This is a genomic window from Prevotella sp. P5-108, from assembly GCF_002251385.1.
Taxonomy (GTDB): Bacteria; Bacteroidota; Bacteroidia; order Bacteroidales; family Bacteroidaceae; genus Prevotella.
Window position 1 is genome coordinate 73,013 of the sequence record NZ_NPJJ01000025.1, and the last position, 19,909, is coordinate 92,921.

11 protein-coding genes are annotated in these 19,909 nt (G+C 54.2%); 9 read left to right on the forward strand and 2 right to left on the reverse strand.

All coding sequences use genetic code 11. The annotated features are described in order from the left end of the window. Positions 1-25: 25 nt before the first annotated feature. Positions 26-964, reverse strand: a complete 939-nt coding sequence (locus tag CIK95_RS04290; protein ID WP_254046417.1) for a cation diffusion facilitator family transporter — start codon at positions 962-964, stop codon at positions 26-28. A 164-nt stretch (positions 965-1,128) separates the two neighbouring features. Here CIK95_RS04290 and CIK95_RS04295 point away from each other — a divergent pair, with 164 nt between their 5' ends. The 9 genes from CIK95_RS04295 (at position 1,129) to CIK95_RS13560 (ending at position 16,454) form a co-directional block, all read left to right on the forward strand. Further along, positions 1,129-1,419 carry a hypothetical protein gene (locus CIK95_RS04295; protein WP_094466358.1) on the forward strand — a complete coding sequence of 97 codons (291 nt, stop codon included), beginning with the start codon at positions 1,129-1,131 and terminating at the stop codon, positions 1,417-1,419. Between the two features lie 343 nt (positions 1,420-1,762). Continuing rightward, the gene (locus tag CIK95_RS13115) at positions 1,763-1,933 is read left to right on the forward strand and encodes a hypothetical protein (protein ID WP_158215086.1); all 171 of its coding nucleotides are present in this window, start codon (positions 1,763-1,765) and stop codon (positions 1,931-1,933) included. Between the two features lie 17 nt (positions 1,934-1,950). Then, complete coding sequence (locus CIK95_RS04300; protein WP_144007726.1) at positions 1,951-2,703, forward strand: hypothetical protein; 753 nt, start codon at positions 1,951-1,953, stop codon at positions 2,701-2,703. A gap of 189 nt (positions 2,704-2,892) precedes the next feature. Further along, a complete protein-coding gene (locus CIK95_RS04305; protein ID WP_094466368.1) occupies positions 2,893-6,156 on the forward strand; it encodes a TonB-dependent receptor in 3,264 nt (1,087 codons plus the stop codon). A gap of 21 nt (positions 6,157-6,177) precedes the next feature. Further along, positions 6,178-8,223 carry a RagB/SusD family nutrient uptake outer membrane protein gene (locus tag CIK95_RS04310; RefSeq protein WP_094466360.1) on the forward strand — a complete coding sequence of 682 codons (2,046 nt, stop codon included), beginning with the start codon at positions 6,178-6,180 and terminating at the stop codon, positions 8,221-8,223. Positions 8,224-9,126: 903 nt separating this feature from the next. Further along, positions 9,127-12,804 (forward strand): TonB-dependent receptor, encoded by a 3,678-nt coding sequence (locus CIK95_RS04320; protein ID WP_094466362.1) that lies wholly within the window; start codon positions 9,127-9,129, stop codon positions 12,802-12,804. Positions 12,805-12,832: 28 nt separating this feature from the next. Continuing rightward, positions 12,833-14,509 (forward strand): RagB/SusD family nutrient uptake outer membrane protein, encoded by a 1,677-nt coding sequence (locus CIK95_RS04325; RefSeq protein WP_094387927.1) that lies wholly within the window; start codon positions 12,833-12,835, stop codon positions 14,507-14,509. Positions 14,510-14,608: 99 nt separating this feature from the next. Then, positions 14,609-16,252 (forward strand): fimbrillin family protein, encoded by a 1,644-nt coding sequence (locus CIK95_RS04330; RefSeq protein ID WP_144007727.1) that lies wholly within the window; start codon positions 14,609-14,611, stop codon positions 16,250-16,252. 67 nt (positions 16,253-16,319) lie between these two features. After that, positions 16,320-16,454 (forward strand): hypothetical protein, encoded by a 135-nt coding sequence (locus tag CIK95_RS13560; protein ID WP_256387324.1) that lies wholly within the window; start codon positions 16,320-16,322, stop codon positions 16,452-16,454. A gap of 279 nt (positions 16,455-16,733) precedes the next feature. On the opposite strand, the gene gpmI is transcribed toward CIK95_RS13560, so the two are convergent. Next, positions 16,734-18,257, reverse strand: coding sequence for a 2,3-bisphosphoglycerate-independent phosphoglycerate mutase (gpmI, locus tag CIK95_RS04335; RefSeq protein ID WP_094466363.1), 1,524 nt, complete (start codon positions 18,255-18,257; stop codon positions 16,734-16,736). Positions 18,258-19,909 lie beyond the last annotated feature (1,652 nt).

Genomic DNA, 19,909 nt, shown 5'->3' on the forward strand with positions numbered 1-19,909 from the left:
CCCGCTCTTGTTGTATGGGGCTGCGTTATGGCTTCACATATTCGCCGTTGACCTTGACCGGCTCCACGTGCAGATTGATATACGTTTCCTCGCCAAACCGCTCCCTCAGCCGCTGCTCTATGTTGGTGGCGTGCTGATGGGCTTCGTAGAGCGAGAGCGCTCCCGGCATGCGCACGTGCATATCGATGGCGATGTGGCTGCCTATGCGGCGCGTGCGCAGATGGTGGATGGCGCTCACCGTGGGCTCTTCGCTGGCGATGTCGGCTATCTGCCGCTCCATGTCTTCGGGCAGACTCTTCTCGAGCAGCTCGCCCATCGACTGGCCCACCAGTGTATAGGCGGTGCGCATGATGAAGACGCTCACCACCACGGCGGCGATGGGGTCGAGCACAGCCCAGCGGCTGCCCAGGATGATGGCGCCGCCGATGCCTATGGCTGTGCCGATGCTCGAGAGCGCGTCAGAGCGGTGATGCCATGCGTTGGCGACCACGGCGGGCGAGTCCAACCGTCGGCCTACGCTTACCGTGAAGCGGTAAGCCCACTCCTTGAGCGCTATGCTCATCAGCGCTGCCGCCAGAGCTATCCACCCCGGCTGCTCGAGCGTCTCGCCCCTCATGGCGTCCACTATCTTGTCTGCGCCACCATAGCAGAGCATTGCGCCCACCACGCCCAGCGCCATGCCGATGGCTGCCGTCGCCAGCGTCTCATACTTGCCGTGACCGTAGTCATGGTCTCCGTCTTCGGGCTTGCTGCCCAGCCTTACGAAGACCACCACCACCACGTCGGTCAGAAAGTCCGACAGCGAGTGCACCGCGTCGGCTATCATCGCAGCCGAACCGCCCACGATGCCGGCGACAAACTTGAATATCAGCAGCACCACATTGATGATGCTGCCCTTGATGGTCACCCTGTTGATGGCGCGCACCCGTGCGTCGGCGACCGTCTGCTCCTCCTTCTTCGTCATTGTCATGATATTTTGCATTTATGTTGGCCCCGAAGATAGGGTCAACGGTGCAAAAGTACACATTATTTATATATATAGTATCATTTCCCCCGTTTTTTTCATCCCCATTTTTGTAGGAATAAGGCACTCCGATTCCCCCATGCGGTGTAGGTGTAGGCGTGGGGATGATGGTGTGGGTGGACTTGCGTGTAGGTGTAGGCGTGGGGATGATGATGTGGGTGGAGTTGTGGGTTGGAGTAGGTGAGGGGATGATGGTGCGGGTGGAGTTGTGGGTAGGTGTAGGCGTGGGGATGATGGCGTGGGTGGAGTTGTGGGTAGGTGTAGGCGTGGGGATGATGGTGCGGGTGGAGTTGTGGGTAGGAGTAGGTGAGGGGTTGATGGTGTGGGTGGAGTTGTGGGTAGGTGTAGGCGTGGGGATGATGGTGTGGGTGGAAGCGAAGGTTGGAGTAGTTTAGGAGGACACAAGTGGCCAAGTGGGGATACAGTTCGCACCCAGCGGCTACTCTGTAGGAGTTGCGATTTCCCAGCCCAGGGTTGAGGCGTGCAGCGCCTCTACCCTGGGTATATATATAATAAGGTGTAGCAACGCTGTAAGTGTTGCGCTTAGCCGTAGGCGTTACCCGCAGCAGGATATTGGGCAGAAATGTGTAGGCGATTATCATAAAACTGAGTGTAACGCCTACGGCTAATCGCAACTCTTACAGAGTAGCAATAATAGTTGTGCCGCTACCCAGGGTAGCGAGCTTCGCCCGCAACCCTGGGCTATGAAAACGCAACTCCTACAGAGTTGCCGCTGGGTTGGGCCATTCCGACAAGGACTCCCATCCCAACCATCCCCATGCCCATCCCAACCATCCCCATGCCCATCCCAACCATCCCCATGCCCATCCCAACCATCCCCATGCCCACGCCAACCATCCCTACGGACGCGACCAACCATCCCCATGCCCATCCCTACCATCCCCATAACTTGCCGATTGTTTATTGTGGTTTCCATATTATCAGCACGGGTGGAGGGAAATTTTCTCGGCAACTGTTTTTGTACCGGCGCCAGCCGGACTTTTTTTACGGCCGTAGGCCGCTTTTTGTTTGTGGTGTCTTCTGATGTCATGCTTTGCATGACTGTGGGTGTGGTGATGATGGCACCGAGGAAAACTTGTTTTCCGGTTGCCATCGGCGCCACGGTCACTATGGCGGAGCCATCAGAAGACGCCACGGCTTTTTGCGTTATCCGTTTCCCGCCCATGCCAAAATCTATGGTTGTCGCGAACCTGAATACATCCACAATTAAACAAATTTTAGGGTATGAAATGACTATTTCGCACCCTGCAACGCATAAATCCAAGTCCGAAATAGTGAAATCGCACCTTGAAATGATGATTAATGCCATCTCGGGCTACATCTCTGTGATGCCCCCGCCATCCCCCGTGGTCATATATGTAATAATGTGCATCCCCACCGCATCTACACTACATTCTTCGGTCGGCGCCCTGTCTGTGCTGCTTGTCCCAATTATTCCTCTTCTTCCACCAATTATCGTCCTTTTCCCGCCGATTACCACTCCGATTTTAACGATTATTCCCCATTTCCTGTTACAATTCAAAAAAATATTAAATATTAATAGAAGAAATGACATATTTATAAGTTGTTATCAAATTTTAATGCTTACATTTGCGAGTGAAATGGTGTTGACGGGCCCGAACAGCCCCCGAGACACGCCAAAACACAGAAAAAAGTGAGTGAAAGCCAGTGGTCAAATACATCTGGTGCTTGCATAGCGTCAACCGTATCTTGTAAAACTTGGTTAGTTACGAAACTTATATTATTTATTACCTTTTAAATCATAGTTTATGGATGAGAAACTGAAAAAGACTTCATTCAGTGCTTTGAACATTTCGAAGCAGTGGGCATATTTGTTCGCTGCCTCTATGTTGACCCTTGCTCCGCTGTCAGCGTCAGCAAGCGAAAGCAACAACCTGAATGCAAGCAAGTCTCTTGCCGTACAGCAAGACAAGAAAACAGTCAGTGGTACCGTGGTTGATGCCAACGGCGAACCCATCATCGGTGCTACCGTTAAGGAGGTAGGTACGCAGAACGCTACCATTACCGACGTCAACGGTACCTTCAAACTCAACGTGAAGCCGGGCGCAATGCTCACGGTGTCAAGCGTAGGTTTCAAGGAGCAGACCGTAAAGGCCAGTGACAAAGTAGATGTAACCCTGAAAGAGGACGCAGAAGTACTCGAGCAGGTAGTAGTCGTAGGTTACGGTACAGCCAAGCGTAAGGACGTGTCTGGCGCCATCACCAGCGTGAAGTTTGATGACGGCAAGCTGACCAACCTGCCTAACCCTAACGCCCTGTCTGCCCTGTCAAGCCAGGTAGCCGGTCTGCACTACTCTCCTACGAGCAGTGCTGCTGGTGACAACTCTTCTACCATGACTCTGCGTGGTAAGAACGTTATCCCAGAGAGTCCTGCTGCTGCTAAGCAGGCTAACAATGCTCCTCTGCTCATCGTCGATGGCGTTATCTCTTATGGCGGTATCAGCGAAATCAATACCAATGACATCGCTACCATCGACGTGTTGAAGGACGCTTCTGCAGCCGCTATCTACGGTTCGCGTGCTGCCAACGGTGTGATCATCATCACCACCAAGCGTGGCGAGAGCGCCAAGCCTACAGTACGTTTCAACTCTTCTTGGAGCTTCTCTGACTGGAGCCGTAAGCCAGAGTTTGTTAACAACACAGAGCGTTTCTTGATGAACCGTTTCTATGCCAAGCAGGCTGCTGGTGACACGCGTTTCCCCGCAGATGCTACATGGTCTATGGATTTCTTCAAGCAAAACAAGGAAGCCTTCTTCGTTACCACAACTGAAGAGCAGGCTTACGATGCCGGCATGTGGACCAACTGGCTCGACGAAGTAACCCGCACTGGTGTAGGCCAGCAGTACGACCTGAGTGTTGCCGGTGGCAGCAAGGGCGTCAAGTACTACCTCTCTGGCGACTACACTCGCCGTCAGGGTGTACAGCGTGGTGATGACTACGAGAAGTACAACGTAATGTCTAAGATTGACATCGACGTTACCGACTGGTTGAAGGTTGGTTTGAAGGCCAACTACCTCGGCTGGCGTCAGTGGGGTGTAACCGCTACTCTCGGTAACGCCGAGTGGTATTCTCCTTTCTCATTCAAGACTGTTCAGCCTGTTAGAGATGCTGATGGCAATATCGTTGAGAGCTCACTCAAGTATACCTCTTGGTACAACTCTCACCCCGATGGCAATACCCTCAGCCCTCTGTGGGGTTCAGGCGTTAGCGGTGGTGTAGCCGACTCTTATCTCTATGGTGTCAACGACAGAAACGGTAACAACGTCAATGGCGTGTTGACCGCACAGGTTGACTTCCCATTCCTTAAGGGTCTGTCTTATCGCTTCACCTTGAACGCACAGCGCAACTCAAGCTACCAGGATACATTCAACCGTCCCGAGATGTGGGTAGACACCCGCAATACCGGTCAGATGGACGACCCAACTAAGTTCAACAACAAGGTTGAGGGTATCTCTACAGCTTCTGTTTCTTCATACTGGAATACCGACAATATCTTGACCTATGGTACAGATATCGACAAGCACCACGTTGACGCAATGGTAGGTTACACTCGTGAGTCTTACGACAACAACTACCGTTACCTCAGCTTCAAGGACTTCACCGGTTCTACCTCTCTGGGTTACTACGGTGCTTCTGCTGCCAACACTCAGAATGTAAGACGCGAGCGCACTCGTACCCAGTCAGCTGCTTACCTGGCTCGTTTCAACTACAACTTCGACAGCAAGTACTATGTAACCTTCAACTACCGTCGTGACGGTTTCTCTGCTTTCGCCGAAGGCAAGAAGTGGGGTAACTTCTACGGTGTGTCTGGCGCATGGGTATTCAGCAAGGAAAACTTCATCAAGGACAACCTCACTTGGCTCGACTATGCCAAGCTGCGTCTCTCTTGGGGTCAGAACGGTAGCCGTTCGGTTAGCGCTTACGCCACCAACTCTACTATCTCTACCACCAAGACATGGCTTGACAACCAGTCTACTCTCGGTTACCTCGCCAGCACTCTGGGTAACAAGGATCTGACATGGGCTACCATTACCAAGTACAACCTCGGTTTGGACTTCAGCGTGCTCAACAGCCGACTCGATGGTACTATCGATATCTATAGCGGCCGCACCACCAACATGCTGATGCAGCGCTCTGTACCTTATCCTTCTGGTTTCAACACTGCTTACGCTAACGTAGGTAAGGTGAGCAACAAGGGTATTGAGGTAACTCTGCACTCTGTCAACATCAATGGCGACGGTAAGGACAATGTACGTTGGGAGTCTAACCTCGTATTCGACCTGAACCGCAACAAGGTTATGGAGCTCTACGGCAAGAACTATAAGGGTGTAGAGGCCGACGATGTGGCCAACTTCCACACCTATGGTCCTCAGTCTTACTATGCTCTGATGGTAGGTAGCTCTATCACCGCTGCTTACGACCTGAAGAAGCTCGGTATCTTCCAAAGCCAGGAAGAGATTGACAACTATACATGGAAGAACCCTGAGACTGGCGCCGTTAGCAAGATTCAGCCCGATGCCAAGCCCGGTGACGTGAAGTTCATGGACTGGAACAACGATGGTAAGATTTCTGCTGAAGACCGCCACTGTGTTGGTGACCAGGATCCTCTGTTCACTCTGAACTTTGGCAACACCATCAGCTACAAGAACTTCTCTCTGTACTTCAACTTCCGTTGGATGCCAGGTAGCGACACTCACTTCTTGGGTTACGACCCATACGCTTGGGGTCCCAATGGTGGCAGCGGCAACCAGCTTGACCGCGTAAACCCATGGCGTGCCGACAACAAGAACAACGACTATCCTCGCTATGGATGGAGCAACGAGTTTAAGTACCTCTGGTGGAACAGCCGCGGCTTCCTCAAGCTCAAGGACCTCGTGTTCTCTTACAACTTCGACCGCAACCTCATTGCACCTCTCGGCCTCACCGGTCTCCGTGCATACGTATCAGGTACCGACCTCTTCACCATCACCAACTGGTCTGGTCTCGATCCTGAAACTGGTGGTACTATCGCTGCCGGCGCTGCTTCTACCAAGTATGCAAGCAATGGCGCTTACCGCACCATCACCTTCGGTCTTAACGTGACATTCTAAAACATCTAAAAGACAACAGCTATGAAATTAACAAAACAGATATTGGGCATCGTCGCACTTGGTGCGATGGCCCTTACCCAGACAGCCTGCCAGAGCGACTCTGACTTCTTGAAGGAGCACTCTTACAAGCAAGACGACTCGGGTATGTTCAATACTGAAAACGAGGTGGCTATGGCTATCAACTCCTGCTATAAGGAGGTCAACTACCTGGTTCTCGGTCAGACCCACGGTTATCACTCTTATATGCTTACGGGTGTAGGTCTGGATACATACACAGAGAACAACAACAACGACTGCTTCTCTAACTGGACCAAGCTCAACTCTGCCAACGGTTACAGCCGTCACTGGTACAATGAGTTGTACTACCTCGTAAACTACGCCAACACAGCCATCTACGCCATCGAGACCAAGGATATCAAGTATACTACTGCAGAGAAGAAGAACGAGCTCCTGGGCGAGGCACGCTTCATGCGTGGTTGGGCATTCCGCATGCTCGCCGGTATGTTTGGTAATGTGCCTTACCTCGACAAGCCTACCAAGAAGATTGAGATGGGTTACAAGCCCAACACCCGTCAGGAAGTATGGGAGAAGTGCTACGATGACTTCAAGTTTGCTGCTGAGAATATGTCTAAGACAGAGCGTAAGCAGGGATGTGTAACCCGTGCTGCTGCCGACCACATGCTCGCAGAAATCTGCTTGGCTCTCGGTAAGTTTGACGAGGCTATCCAGGCTACCAGCCGCGTAATCGGCGGTCAGGACGGTGACTATCACCTGATGACTACCCGTTTCGGTACTGAGGCCAGCCGTGCTACCGACCGCTACGGTCACTCTCTCGCTGCCGACAAGGGTGGTGCTTATTGGGACCTCTTCGCTACACCCGGCAACGGTTCAGGCAATACCAACCAGGACTACGGTGTAACTGGTAACAAGGAGGCTCTTTGGACCAGCCAGTTCTCTGTAGGTAACTACTCTAATGGTGGTAGCGGTGACGCTTGGTGGCGTATGCGCAACAACACCATGGAAGGCGACTTCATGAGCAACAAGGTTCGTAACTGCGGTACCAACCGTACCGATAATGGTGTGAAGTTCTACCTCTTCGGTGACGACGCTATGTGCTATCCCGCAGGTGTTCAGGGCGGTTCAAGCAGCCTCGGTGTTTCTACCTCTGCTATTGCTGCCGGCCGTTATCAGGCTAACAACACTCGCGACTCTATCGGTGGTGGTTATGCTTACGGTAGCAACCGTAACTGGCCTTGCCGTTACATCTTCGACCCACTGGAGCCTGGTTACATCTGGGCAAAGGCTACCGACCCTGCACAGCCAGGTAAGGCAGACTTCCGTTGCTCAGAGACTATGATGCAGCGCGACTGGTACACTCCCGGTGGTACCAAGTGGAGCGTACAGTGGAAGTATGCTAAGGATCGTATGGAGGCTCATCCCGGCAACTCAGTTTATGCTTTGACCGCTGGCGATACCCTCGATATCTTCCCACGTTTCTGGAAGTTCTCTCAGGAAAAGCATCCTAACGGTGACGTTAAGGAGTGCGAGTACGAGCCTTACCTGATCCGTATCGCTGAGACCTACCTGCTCCGTGCCGAGGCTTACCTCGCCAAGGGCGACAAGCAGAAGGCTGCCGACGATATCAACGTAATCCGCGACCGTGCCAACGCTCCCCGTTGCTCTGCCGCTGAGGTAGACATCGACTACATCCTCGACGAGCGCACCCGTGAGCTCTTCGGTGAGGAGCATCGTTGCATCACTCTGAACCGTCTGTCTGTTAACCCCAACTGCGGTAGCTACGTTACTTCTAAGTATCCTACACAGGATGAGAAGACCAGCAACACTCTGTATGAGCGTGTACGCAAGTATGGTATGAGCTGGAACAATGCTACTGACCAGGTTAATGCTGACTTCGGCCGTGAGAAGGTTATCTACACCAAGAACGATGGTGCTAAGAGTATCCGCTTCATCCCCAACATCAAGCCTTACAACTACCAGCAGCCTATCCCAGACGACGTGATCAAGTCTAACTCTGGTGCTGAGTATCCTCAGAACTACGGTTATTAATCTTTCGCGATTAATCTCAACTCTTAATACTGGAGTGGCGGCCCTCGGGTCGCCACTCTTTTTTATGGCTACATTCCTCAGTGCTCCTTCGCCGCTGCTATCTATTTAGGCATCATTCCTCAGTGCTTATTCGCGCGCGGCTGCGCCATCTCCCAACGGTAGTCACTGCTTCGGCGATCCTTTCTTTGCTCCTTTCGTTCATGTCTTATACTTCCCCCGCCGTCCCCTATATATATAATAAGGTGTAGCGGACGGTTGTATATGGCGCTGCGGTCATTCTTGGTATCCCCTATAAATATAATAAGGTGTAATGGGCAGTTGCATACGGTGCAATTGTCATTCCCGCTATCCCCTATAGTTATAATAAGGTGTAAAGGGCAACTCTACATGTCGCTTTGGTCATCCCTGTCGTTGTTTCGGTGGTTTTGCTAACCATCGGTGTTGTTCTGGCTCTTTTCTCTGTCATTCTATCGCCAAGCGACATGGTTTTCTTGCAAATTGTCGGTAATGAATAAACTTGCGCAAATTTTGCGCAAATTATTAATGATTGTCAATACGGTCATCTCCTTGCCTGCTTCTGTGATAACGACCTGTGAACCAGTGGTTTCTACCACTTTTGTTCTCGTTCTGACCATCGCGGTTGTCATCCTGACATGGTAAAGACGCGTAATTGTCATAAAAAAAAATAAAAAAACGCTTGCGTTGTTAAATATTATTGTTAATTTTGGTGCCGATATGAGTGCGATGCTTAACCTCATCGTGCTAACTGACCACCTAATGAAAGTGCCCATGAACTGAACTAAGACCACGATGTCCCCCAATCTTTCGGCTGTTACAGCAACAGTCGGCATAACCCAAATCGAAAACATAAAAAACAATTCTAATCACCTAATTTAATTCCTTATGGATGAGAAACAGAAAAAGAGCGTGTTCGCTGCTTTGAAGACCTCAAAGCAATGGACCTACCTGCTCGCTGCTTCCATGCTTACGCTTGTGCCCATCTCGGCATCGGCTACAGCTTCCGGCAGTGAGAACGAAAACACAGTGCAGGCCGTACAACAGGCCAAGAAAACCGTTACCGGTCTGGTGAAGGATGCCCACGGCGAGCCCGTCATCGGCGCCACTGTGGCTGAAGTTGGCAATGCCACCAATGCCACCATCACCGACGCCAACGGTAACTACCGCCTCCAGATCAAGCCTGGCTCGCGCATCAGCGTGAGCTCCATCGGCTATCAGCAGCAGACTCTCGCTGCCAAGGGCAATGTAGTCAATGTCACTCTGGAAGAAGACCAGGCCATCCTCGACGAAGTTGTCGTTGTGGCATACGGTACCCAGAAGAAGAAAGACCTTACCGGTTCGATGACCGCCGTCAAGGCCGAGAACATCGCCGTGCAGAACACCACCACCGTGAGCCGTGCGCTCGAGGGTGCCGCCCCTGGTATCCGCGTGTCTTCGGTCGACGGACAGCCAGGTTATGATATGGCTGTGCGCATCCGTGGTGTAAGCTCCACCAACGGCGCCTCTGCCGCCGCCCTTATCGTCATCGACGGTGTGGCCCAGCAGACCAACTCTACCTATGAGAACCCTCTCTCTCAGCTTGATCCCAACGATATCGCTTCTGTCTCCATCCTCAAGGACGCCGCCTCTACCGCCCTCTACGGTTCGCGTGGTGCCAACGGCGTGGTGCTCATCACCACCAAGAAGGGTCAGAGCGGCAAGGCCAAAATCTCCTTTGAGAGCCGATGGGGCTGGAACTCTATCGGAGACTACAATGTCAACTCTATAGACAACGCCGCCCAGTACTATGAGTACGTATGGAAGAGTATCTACAACTCCTACCGCTACGGTGTCAATGGCACCGGTCTTCCCGGCGTAGATGCCAGCGGCCGATACTACACCAACGTGGGCAACCCTAACCACTCTGACGCCGAGGCCCGCCTCTTCGCCAGCCAGCACCTCTTCGACTACAACAACAGCGAGACCGCTTTCCAGAAGAACCTGCTCAAGAACAACATGGCTTACAACGTGCCCGGTGCCATCTATACCAACACCGGCTCAGGCAGCAACTCCAGCTCTACCATGACCGGAGCCTACCTTATCGACCCCGAGACCGGCCGTCTGAACCCCCTGGCCCGCCAGCTCTACAGCGGCGACGCCTCTGACCTGCTCTTCAGCAACGCTTTCCGTCAGGAGTACAACCTCTCTGCCAGCGGTGGTAGCGACAAGGCCCACTACTACTTCTCTCTCGGCTATCAGGACGACCCCTCATTCCTGCTCAGCAGTGAATTCCGTCGTTACAGCGGCCGTGCCAATATGGATGCCCAGGTGCTGAAGTGGTTGAAAGTAGGCGCCAACATCGGTTACTCCAACACCAAGACCCGTGCACAGGCAGGTAAGTGGGGCTCTCGCCAGATTGGTGGTGCCTCCGGTAACGCCATGCTCCATGTCAAGGGTTGGTCGCCCATCTACCCCGTCTATCAGATGAACGAAGACGGCACCGTGGCTACCGACGACAAGGGCAACATCCTCAATGTCTACAACAAGTCTTGGTCTCCTCTCGGCGAGAACCATGTAGCCGACCGCAACTTCGGCAGCGACTATATGTATATCACCCGCACCAACATGGAGCGTCAGGATATCATCAACTGGACCAGCCGCTTCTTTGCCCAGATTGACTTCCTCGACCACTTCAACTTCACAATCAACTTCAACATGGACGAGCAGCACTGGCGTCGTACTTCCTATATGAACAGTATCGCCGGACGTGCCAGCGGACAGGGCAGCTTCGGTCTCAAGACCTACACCCGCCGCATCATCAACACCCAGCAGCTGCTCTCTTACGACCAGGACTTCGGCAAGCACCATGTTGACGCTCTGGTAGGTCACGAGTATGAAGACCTCGACCGCAAGGATGTCAACTTCGGTACTTCCTACGAGCTTCTGCCCGGTTATATCATCCCTGGCAACTTCGTAGGCCACTACACCAACTACGGTGGTGAGAACACCGCTACTCCGAGCTGGGGTCTCAATACCTACCGCACCGAGTCTTACCTGGGTCGCGCCAACTACAACTACGCCGAGCGCTACTATGCATCAGCCTCTCTGCGTCGCGATGCCTCTTCCAAGTTTACCAAGGACAACCGCTGGGGTACCTTCTGGTCTCTGGGCGCCGGCTGGCGCTTCTCCGAGGAGCCCTTCTTGAAGAGCGCCAAGTCCTGGCTCGACAATGCCAAGCTGCGTCTGAGCTATGGTGTCACCGGTAACTCCAACGGACTCACCAGCTATTACCTCAACCAGACCTACGGCTACGGCGTATCAGCCTGGCAGGAGGGTGCTACAGGTACAGGCGTGCCCAAGGTGACCACCATCACCGGCGGTAACCTCGTACGTACCGACCTCACCTGGGAGGTTATCCACCAGTTCGACCTCGGTCTCGACTTCTCTGTACTGGGAAGCCGCCTCACCGGTGCCATCGACTACTACAACAACCTCACCTCCAATGCGCTCTACAACCAGATGGTTTCGCCGCTCGCCAATATGGGCTCGACCACGCTGCAGAAGAATGCTGCCAAAATACGCAACACCGGTATCGAAATCGAGCTCGACGCCGACATCATCCGTACCAAGGACTGGACCTGGAGCGTAGGCGTCAACGCCACCCACTATACCACCAAGCTCGTCAAGGTGCCTGCCGACCAGATACCCAACTGGGACAACACCATGGACGTGCCCAAGGGCACATGGGTCGTACAGACCGAGGATATGGCTCAGGCCGGAACAGCCAGCCATGCCGGACGTGGCGACTTCTACCTCCGTGGCGAGGGCAAGGACCTCTTCAATCTCTATATGTACAAGTATGCCGGCGTAGACCAGGCTTCGGGTCTGCCTATGTACTGGCACCGCGTGACCTATGCTGACACCCATCCCGATGCCAACGGCGCTTATGCCAACGGTGGCCGCTATGCCGAGTACAAGCAGGGCGATAACGTGAAGACTACCGTGGCAGCCGACGCTTCAGAGTACGAGTGCGGCAGCGCCATCCCCGATGTCATGGGCGGTATCACCACCAATCTGCGCTGGAAAGACTTCGACCTCGGTATCGTAGCTGCTTACCAGCTCGGTGGCAAGTTCTTCTCTATGGAGTATGCCCAGCACCTCTTCCGCGGTTCTACCCTCGGTGGCTCCAATATCCCTGTTTCCAAGGATGTCGTAGGCGCTACCTGGACTCCCGACAACACCGGCGCCAAGTATCCTATGCAGTGGTTCAACAGCTCTGGCGGCGACTACTATCTCGATGGTGTCCTCCTCCCCGGCAGCCACAAGTACACCGACATGGCACTCTTCAGCGCCTCTTACTTCCGTCTGAAGAACATCACTCTGGGCTACACCGTACCCAAGAATCTGCTTCGCAAGATAGGTATCAGCAAGCTGCGCGCCTTTGTATCTGCCGACAACCTGCTCATCTTCTCTGCCCAGAAGGGTGTAGACCCCTCTATGTCGGCTATCGGTGGCAAGGAGGTCGATACATACATCTATCCTCAGATGCAGACCATAACTCTGGGTCTTAACCTCGAATTCTAAATCACTGACCATTATATATACAGAAGATATGAAACGAATATATAAGAATATAGTTGCCGCAGCCCTGCTCGTAGCGGGAGTCTCGGCATGTAGCAGCCGCCTGGATGTCAATAACCCCAACTACTTCACCAAGGACGACATCGACAACATCCTCCAGGGTGATGACGAAGAGAAGAAGGACAAGGTGGTGGCAGGACTCGTATCGGTTCTTCCCGGCTACATCAATATCTACAATGCCGCGCTCAACGGCGGCTACTCCAACGGCTATGCCTACGAGTCCAACTTCGAGTTGCGCCGATTCATGCAGTCGGGCGATGTGGTCGAAGGCTCATCTGCCAACAAGGGTACCTACAACCAGTGGTACCAGAACAGCCCCAGCGTGACCTACTGGCAGACTAACGATGATATACAGAACTATGGCTACTACCTCGGCCCCGTCTACAAGATTACCAATGCCATCAAGGCCATGCAGTATCTCAGCGACGACAACGTCAAGGAAGACAAGAAGATGAAGGGCTATCAGGCCCAGGCCCTCACCATGAAGGCCATCGGCTACACCATGCTCATGGAGCGCTACACCGACCTCCAGGATGTTACCTCCGAGACCAAGCAGGGTTGGCCCATCTACAACGACTACGCCTACAACCCCGCCACCGAGCCCAAGTCGGTGGCTGAGACCTGGGCTACTATTAAGGAGTATTTCGACAAGGCTGTCAAGTCTTTCCATGAGTCCTCCATCGGTACCAAGGGCTATCTGAGCGGTCACACTTCCGATGTGGTCTACAGCATCAACTGCGCTGTGGCTCAGTACTACCGTTGCCGCGCCGCCATGGACCGCAAGGACTGGGCTACCGTCATCGATGGCGCCACAGAGCTGCTCTCTTACTATCCCAACTTCATCAAGGCCAGTGACTATGGTATGGACCAGTCTAAGCTCGCCTCTGTAGCTGCCCGCAACGACAACGGATGGTGTGGCAAGGAGTATAACGCCGAGGAAAACGCCTTCTACAACTGGGAGAAGAACCCCGAGGGTATCTTTGGTAGTGCCCGCGGTTCGAGCAACATGTTCTGGACCAACGGCGGCTTCAACGCCCTCAAGCGCGGTCCTTCGGGTTACTATCAGGTCGATGCCGATATCTACAATGCCCTGTCAGACAATGACTGCCGCAAGGCTTGTATCCTCGCCGATGACTTTGAGAACTATCCCATCTACTCTTTTGAGAACAACGACTCTACCTGGTACAGCTATACCATGCCCAAGTACACCAGTCTGAAGTGGGCGGCATCGTCGTCTATCGGTCACAACGGTGAGATGCATGACAACAAGTACACCGTGTCAGACAATATCTATCTGCGCACCTCTGCCGTATGGCTCATGCTCGCCGAGGCTTATGCCCAGAGCGGCCAGGACGCCATGGCCAAGCAGACCCTCAACAAGCTGCTTGAGGCTCGCACCATCGAGGGCCGTCCCACGATGACCTGCGACAACACTATGGCTGGCATGAGTACCATGGATATGGTCAAGTTGCAGTGGCGCATCGAGATGTGGGGCGAGGGCGACTGGGCCTTCTACAACCAGAAGCGTTGGGGCACCCAGCACAAGCGTGGAGCTAACCACTGGAGCAACACTCAGATCAGTCACTTCACATGGGAGATTCCTCAGAAGGAGCGCATCGGCAATCCTTACTGGAAGTCACTCGACTAATCATCCCTTACGTAATCGCCGCAGAGGAGCGCAGGGCTCCGGTCCCCGTCTCCTCTGCGGATGATAAACCTAATGATAACTCAAAACAACGAACAAATCATGAAAAAAAGAATATTGACATACGCCTCCATGCTGGTAGCGCTGCTGGGTCTCGTGGCCTGTAGCGACAATGCCGAGGACGTAAGCGAATCTTCAGAGGCCAACGTGTCGATGAAGAACATCAGTGTCACTGCCCAAGTGCCTGGCGCCAATACCTACGGCGCACTCAAGGCGTTCAGCCTGAGCGACGTGCTCCACGTCACCTTCCAGAAGTCTGACGGCACCCAGACCGGCCGCACGCAGACCCTGCGCTGCGCCGAGTCGACCGGCTCTACCGCCACCTTCAGCGCCCAGCGCGTGGCTGTGCCCAACGACGCCGCCAACATGCTGCTCACCTGGGACAACCCCGCCTGCAAAATCAATTGGGACGGCAAGCCCGTAGTGGTCGAGGAGTTTGGTACCCAGGCAGGTACCGAGGAGTGGGTGCGCCAGCACTCGGTCATCAGCGCCACCACCGCCGTGGGCGAGAGCGCCAATGTGACCTTGGCTTACCAGACCGCAGTGGTCAAGATTGATGTGCAGTTCCCTACCGACGCCGATGAGCCTACTGTTGCCAACACCCGCCTTACCCTCTCAGGTCTCATCAACAAGCTCGTCATGGACAATGGCAAGGCCCTCACTGCCGGTGAAGGCGTGACAAGCACCACTGGCGATGTGGTAGTGGCTCCCGCCGTGATTGACGCCGCCGCCCGCAAGGTGACCGCCTACGCAGTGGTTTGGCCCCAGGCCAGCTACGACGGTGTGACTCTCGCTGCTACCATCGACAATGCCAACTTCTCTGGTGTCTTCCGTCTCGGTGCGGTGAAGCCCGGCGAGGACAACACTGTGGTCTCTAAGGTAGACTTCAACTCACGCGAGTACGACCTCTGGTACGACGATGCCGCCGCCACCATCGAGGATGTTACCGGCAACGTGGTAACGGCTCCCAAGTGGATGACCCTCAGCGGTGGTGTCATCACCATCGAGGCCAATACTACCGGCTCTATCCGTAAGGGTACCATGGTGCTCGACAACGGTCGCAAGTATATCGTCACCCAGATTGGCGTCAACGACTTCAGCGGTCAGTGGACGCTCTACTCCAAGCAGTTCAACGCCTCCAAGTCATGGGGTGGCTCCACCAGTACCAGCAAGATGCCCTGTACCTTCGGCAAGCCTCGCAAGGGCGAGACCCTCACTGGTCCCGACGGCAATACCTATACCAACAACTTCGGTATCAAGGGCCTCTACTTCGACTCAGTGCTCGACGGCACCATCGCCATCGACTACGAGAAGAAGACCGTGAAGGTAGGTATCATGTTTGACTGCCGCGAGGGTCAGCCCACCGGCAACGACAAGTATAAGTACTGCATGTATCTGCCCGAAGGTTCGGCAAACAACGGATGGGGTAACTACAACTTCCAGCCCAAGGACTTCTCGACCACCAAGTACGACTGGCTGTGGCTCACTCTCGGCTCTGACAACAAGTCGCTCAAGTACAAGTACTTCAAGGCTGGTCAGAAGATGGGTAACTATTATGTCTGCGGTATCTCTATCGTGGCCAGCTCTCAGGCTGCTGCCAGCTCGTTTACCGCCTCTTACGACAACATCTACCAGGCCAACTACAATACCAGCAACGACGAGGGTATGTACTTCCTCAAGAACTAAGGCTCTGCCGACAACCCTATAGCAATACACCGCTTCGTCCCGAGGGATGGAGCGGTGTATTTGTGTTATGGGGGTATGGGCAGCCGGCGCAGTAGAGGTGTGGTCGGTGGGTTGCTCGGTCATTCTCGGCAGCATAGAGGCTGCTCCGACCGTCGCAGAGGCTGTTTGGGCTGCCGCTGTGGGGCTCTTGGCTGGCTCGTGACTTATGATACGTGAGCTCGTATCGTAAGGCACGAGCTTACGTATCTTATGTTACGTGGGCTCGTGCCTTCCGTTACGAGCCGACGATGGTGGTCAGCACGGTGGCTGCAGCCCGCTCTGCGCCTGGGCTGATGGCCTTGCCGTCGGTGGGCTGGCGCTGCGCGTCGGTGGGCAGGTGCTGCGCGTCGATGGCAAGCCCCGCTGCGGGCAGTATAACAAGAGAGCCGCGGCTGTTGTCAGTCGCGGCTCTCAGGGTTATTGTAGCTTTCGCTGTATGCGATTACTTGTTGTCTTCTATCAGGTTTTCACCGGTCATGTCGGCAGGCTGCTCCAGTCCCATGATGTGGAGGATAGAGGGAGCCACGTCGGCCAGGCGTCCGTTCTTGACGGTGGCGCTGTTGTTGTCGGTGACGTAGATGAAGGGCACGTGGTTGAGCGAATGTGCGGTGTTGGGCGTACCATCAGCGTTGATGGCGTTGTCGGCGTTGCCGTGGTCGGCTATGATGATGGCCTCGTAGTCGTTGGCCTTGGCAGCCTCGATGACGTCGCGCACGCAGCAGTCTACGGCATGCACAGCCTTGGCTATGGCGTTGTAGACACCGGTGTGGCCCACCATGTCGCCGTTGGCGAAGTTGACCACGATGAAGTCATACTCCTGGGTGTTGATGGCACCCACCAGCTTCTCCTTCACCTCGTAGGCGCTCATCTCGGGCTTGAGGTCATAGGTGGCCACCTTGGGAGAGGGTACCAGTATGCGGTCTTCGCCCTCGTATGGAGCCTCGCGACCACCGTTGAAGAAGAATGTCACGTGGGCATACTTCTCTGTCTCTGCGGTGTGCAGCTGGCGCTTGCCGTGCTTGCTGAGATACTCGCCGAGAGTATCTTCCACGTTCTCCTTGGGGAAGAGTATGTTCACGCCCTTGAATTTGGCATCATAGGGAGTCATGCAGTAATACTGCAGACCCTTGATGGTGTGCATACCCTCTTCGGGCATATCCTGCTGGGTGAGCACCTGGGTGAGCTCCTTGGCGCGGTCGTTGCGGAAGTTGATGAAGATTACCACGTCGCCCTCCTCGATGGTACCGTTTACGGTCGAGTTGACGATAGGCTTTACAAACTCGTCGGTCACGCCGTCGGCGTAGCTCTCCTCCATGGCCTTAACCATGTCGGTGGCTTCCTTGCCCTTGCCCTCGACGAGCAGGTCGTAAGCCTCTTTCACGCGGTTCCATCGCTTGTCGCGGTCCATGGCGTAGAAGCGGCCGATGATGCTGGCGATGTGGGCGCCGTTGGCTGCGCAGGTGTCAGCTATCTGCTGGATAAATCCGGCTCCGCTCTTGGGGTCGGTGTCGCGACCGTCCATGAAGCAGTGTACGAAGGTCTTGTCCAGGCCATACTCCTTGGAGATTTCAATCAGCTTGAAGAGGTGGTCGAGCGAAGAGTGTACGCCGCCAGTTGAGGTCAGACCCATCAGGTGGAGCTTCTTGCCGTTCTCCTTGGCATAGCTGTAGGCTGCCACGATGCCGGGGTTCTTCAGGATAGAGCCGTCCTTGCAGGCGCGGTTAATCTTGACCAGGTCCTGATAGACCACGCGGCCGGCGCCGATATTGAGGTGACCCACCTCTGAGTTGCCCATCTGTCCGTCGGGCAGACCCACATCCTCGCCCGAAGCTGCGAGCTCAGAGTGGGCGGAAATAGCGGTGAGATAATCCAAATAAGGTGTCGGGGTGTTGAAGATAACGTCTCCCTTACCATGCTGTCCGATTCCCCATCCATCGAGAATCATCAATAAAGCTTTCTTTGCCATAATTGTCTTAATATTTTGATATTCTTTAGTTTCTGAGTGCAAAGTTACTGCAAACCGCAGACAACGCAAAGAAAATCTCTCAGTTTTTTATCTTTGCCCCGCAGCGCGGTGGAGGATGGGGCGGAAACCACCTCGCTGGCTGCGGCACCACCATGTGGTATTGCGGGAGTGGGGTAGGTGGCGTCCAGACCCGAGGCGGGTAACGCCTACGGCTAATCGCAACTCTTACAGAGTAGCAATATTAGTAGTACAGCTACCCAGGGTAGCGTGCTTCGCCCGCAACCCTGGGCTGGGAAAACGCAACTCTGTCAGAGTTGCCGCTGCTGATACGAGTGTATCTCCCACGTACTCATACCATGCTCAGGGGTGTACGTTCCGCCATTAGGAGGATGCAGTAAAACAACCTTTTCGGGTGCGCCACCACCATGTGGTATTGCGGGAGTGGGGTAAGTGGCGTCCAGACTCGCGGCGGGTAACGCCTACGGCTAATCGCAACTCTTACAGAGTAGCAATATTAGTTGTACAGCTACCCAGGGTAGCGTGCTTCGCCCGCAACCCTGGGCTGTGTAATCGCAACTCCTTCAGAGTTGCCGCTGCTGATACGAGTGTATCTCCCACATACTCATACCACGCTCAGGGGTGTACGTTCCGCCATTAGGAGGATGCGGTAAAACCAACTTGTCGGGTGCGCCACCACCATGCGTAATTGCGGGAGTGGGGTAGGTGGCGTCCAGACTCGCGGCGGGTAACGCCTACGGCTAATCGCAACTCTTACAGAGTAGCAATATTAGTAGTACAACTACCCAGGGTAGCGTGCTTAGCCCGCAACCCTGGGCTGGGAAAACGCAACTCTGTCAGAGTTGCCGCTGCTGATACGAGTGTATCTCCCGCATACTCATACCATGCTCAGGGGTGTACGTTCCGCCTTTAGGAGGATGCAGTAAAACCACCTTGCCGGGTGCGCCACTACCATGCGTAATTGCGGGAGTGGGGTAGGTGGCGTCCCGACCTGCGGCGGGTAACGCCTACGGCTAATCGCAACTCTTACAGAGTAGCAATATTAGTAGTACAACTACCCAGTGTAGCGTGCTTCGCCCGCAACCCTGGGCTGTGTAATCGCAACTCTATTACCTTTCCGCGCCGCACTGCGCCGCGCCGGTGACCTTCGGTTCAGAGTTGCCGCTGCTGATACGAGTGTACCTCCCACGTACTCATACCATGCTCAGGGGTGTATGTTCCGCCATTATATATATAATAAGGTGTGACGAACATGGTTGTCCAGACGATGGGATGCTCGTTGTTGGCGGCTCGTGTCTTCTCTCGATTGGCGCCATGGTAGTAGTTGGTATCCCGATGCGCAAATCAGATAATCGAAAGGTGGATGATAGCGCCCTATGGCGAACTCCCAACCCTGGGGGAACGGGCATAGAAAGAAGCAACGCTGTAAGTCTTGCGTTTAGCCAAGCGTTACTCGCAGATGCAGGTCACAACAGATCAACTATCTTTGACGCTAAAGCTAATCACAACACCTACAGCGTTGCTAATATAGGTCGGAAAAACCCCAAAGCCCAATCGCGGCCACCATTCTAACTATCTAAGAAACAGCAAGAATGAGCTCCCGCCCCCTGGGGAGGGTTGGGGAGGGGCTTTCG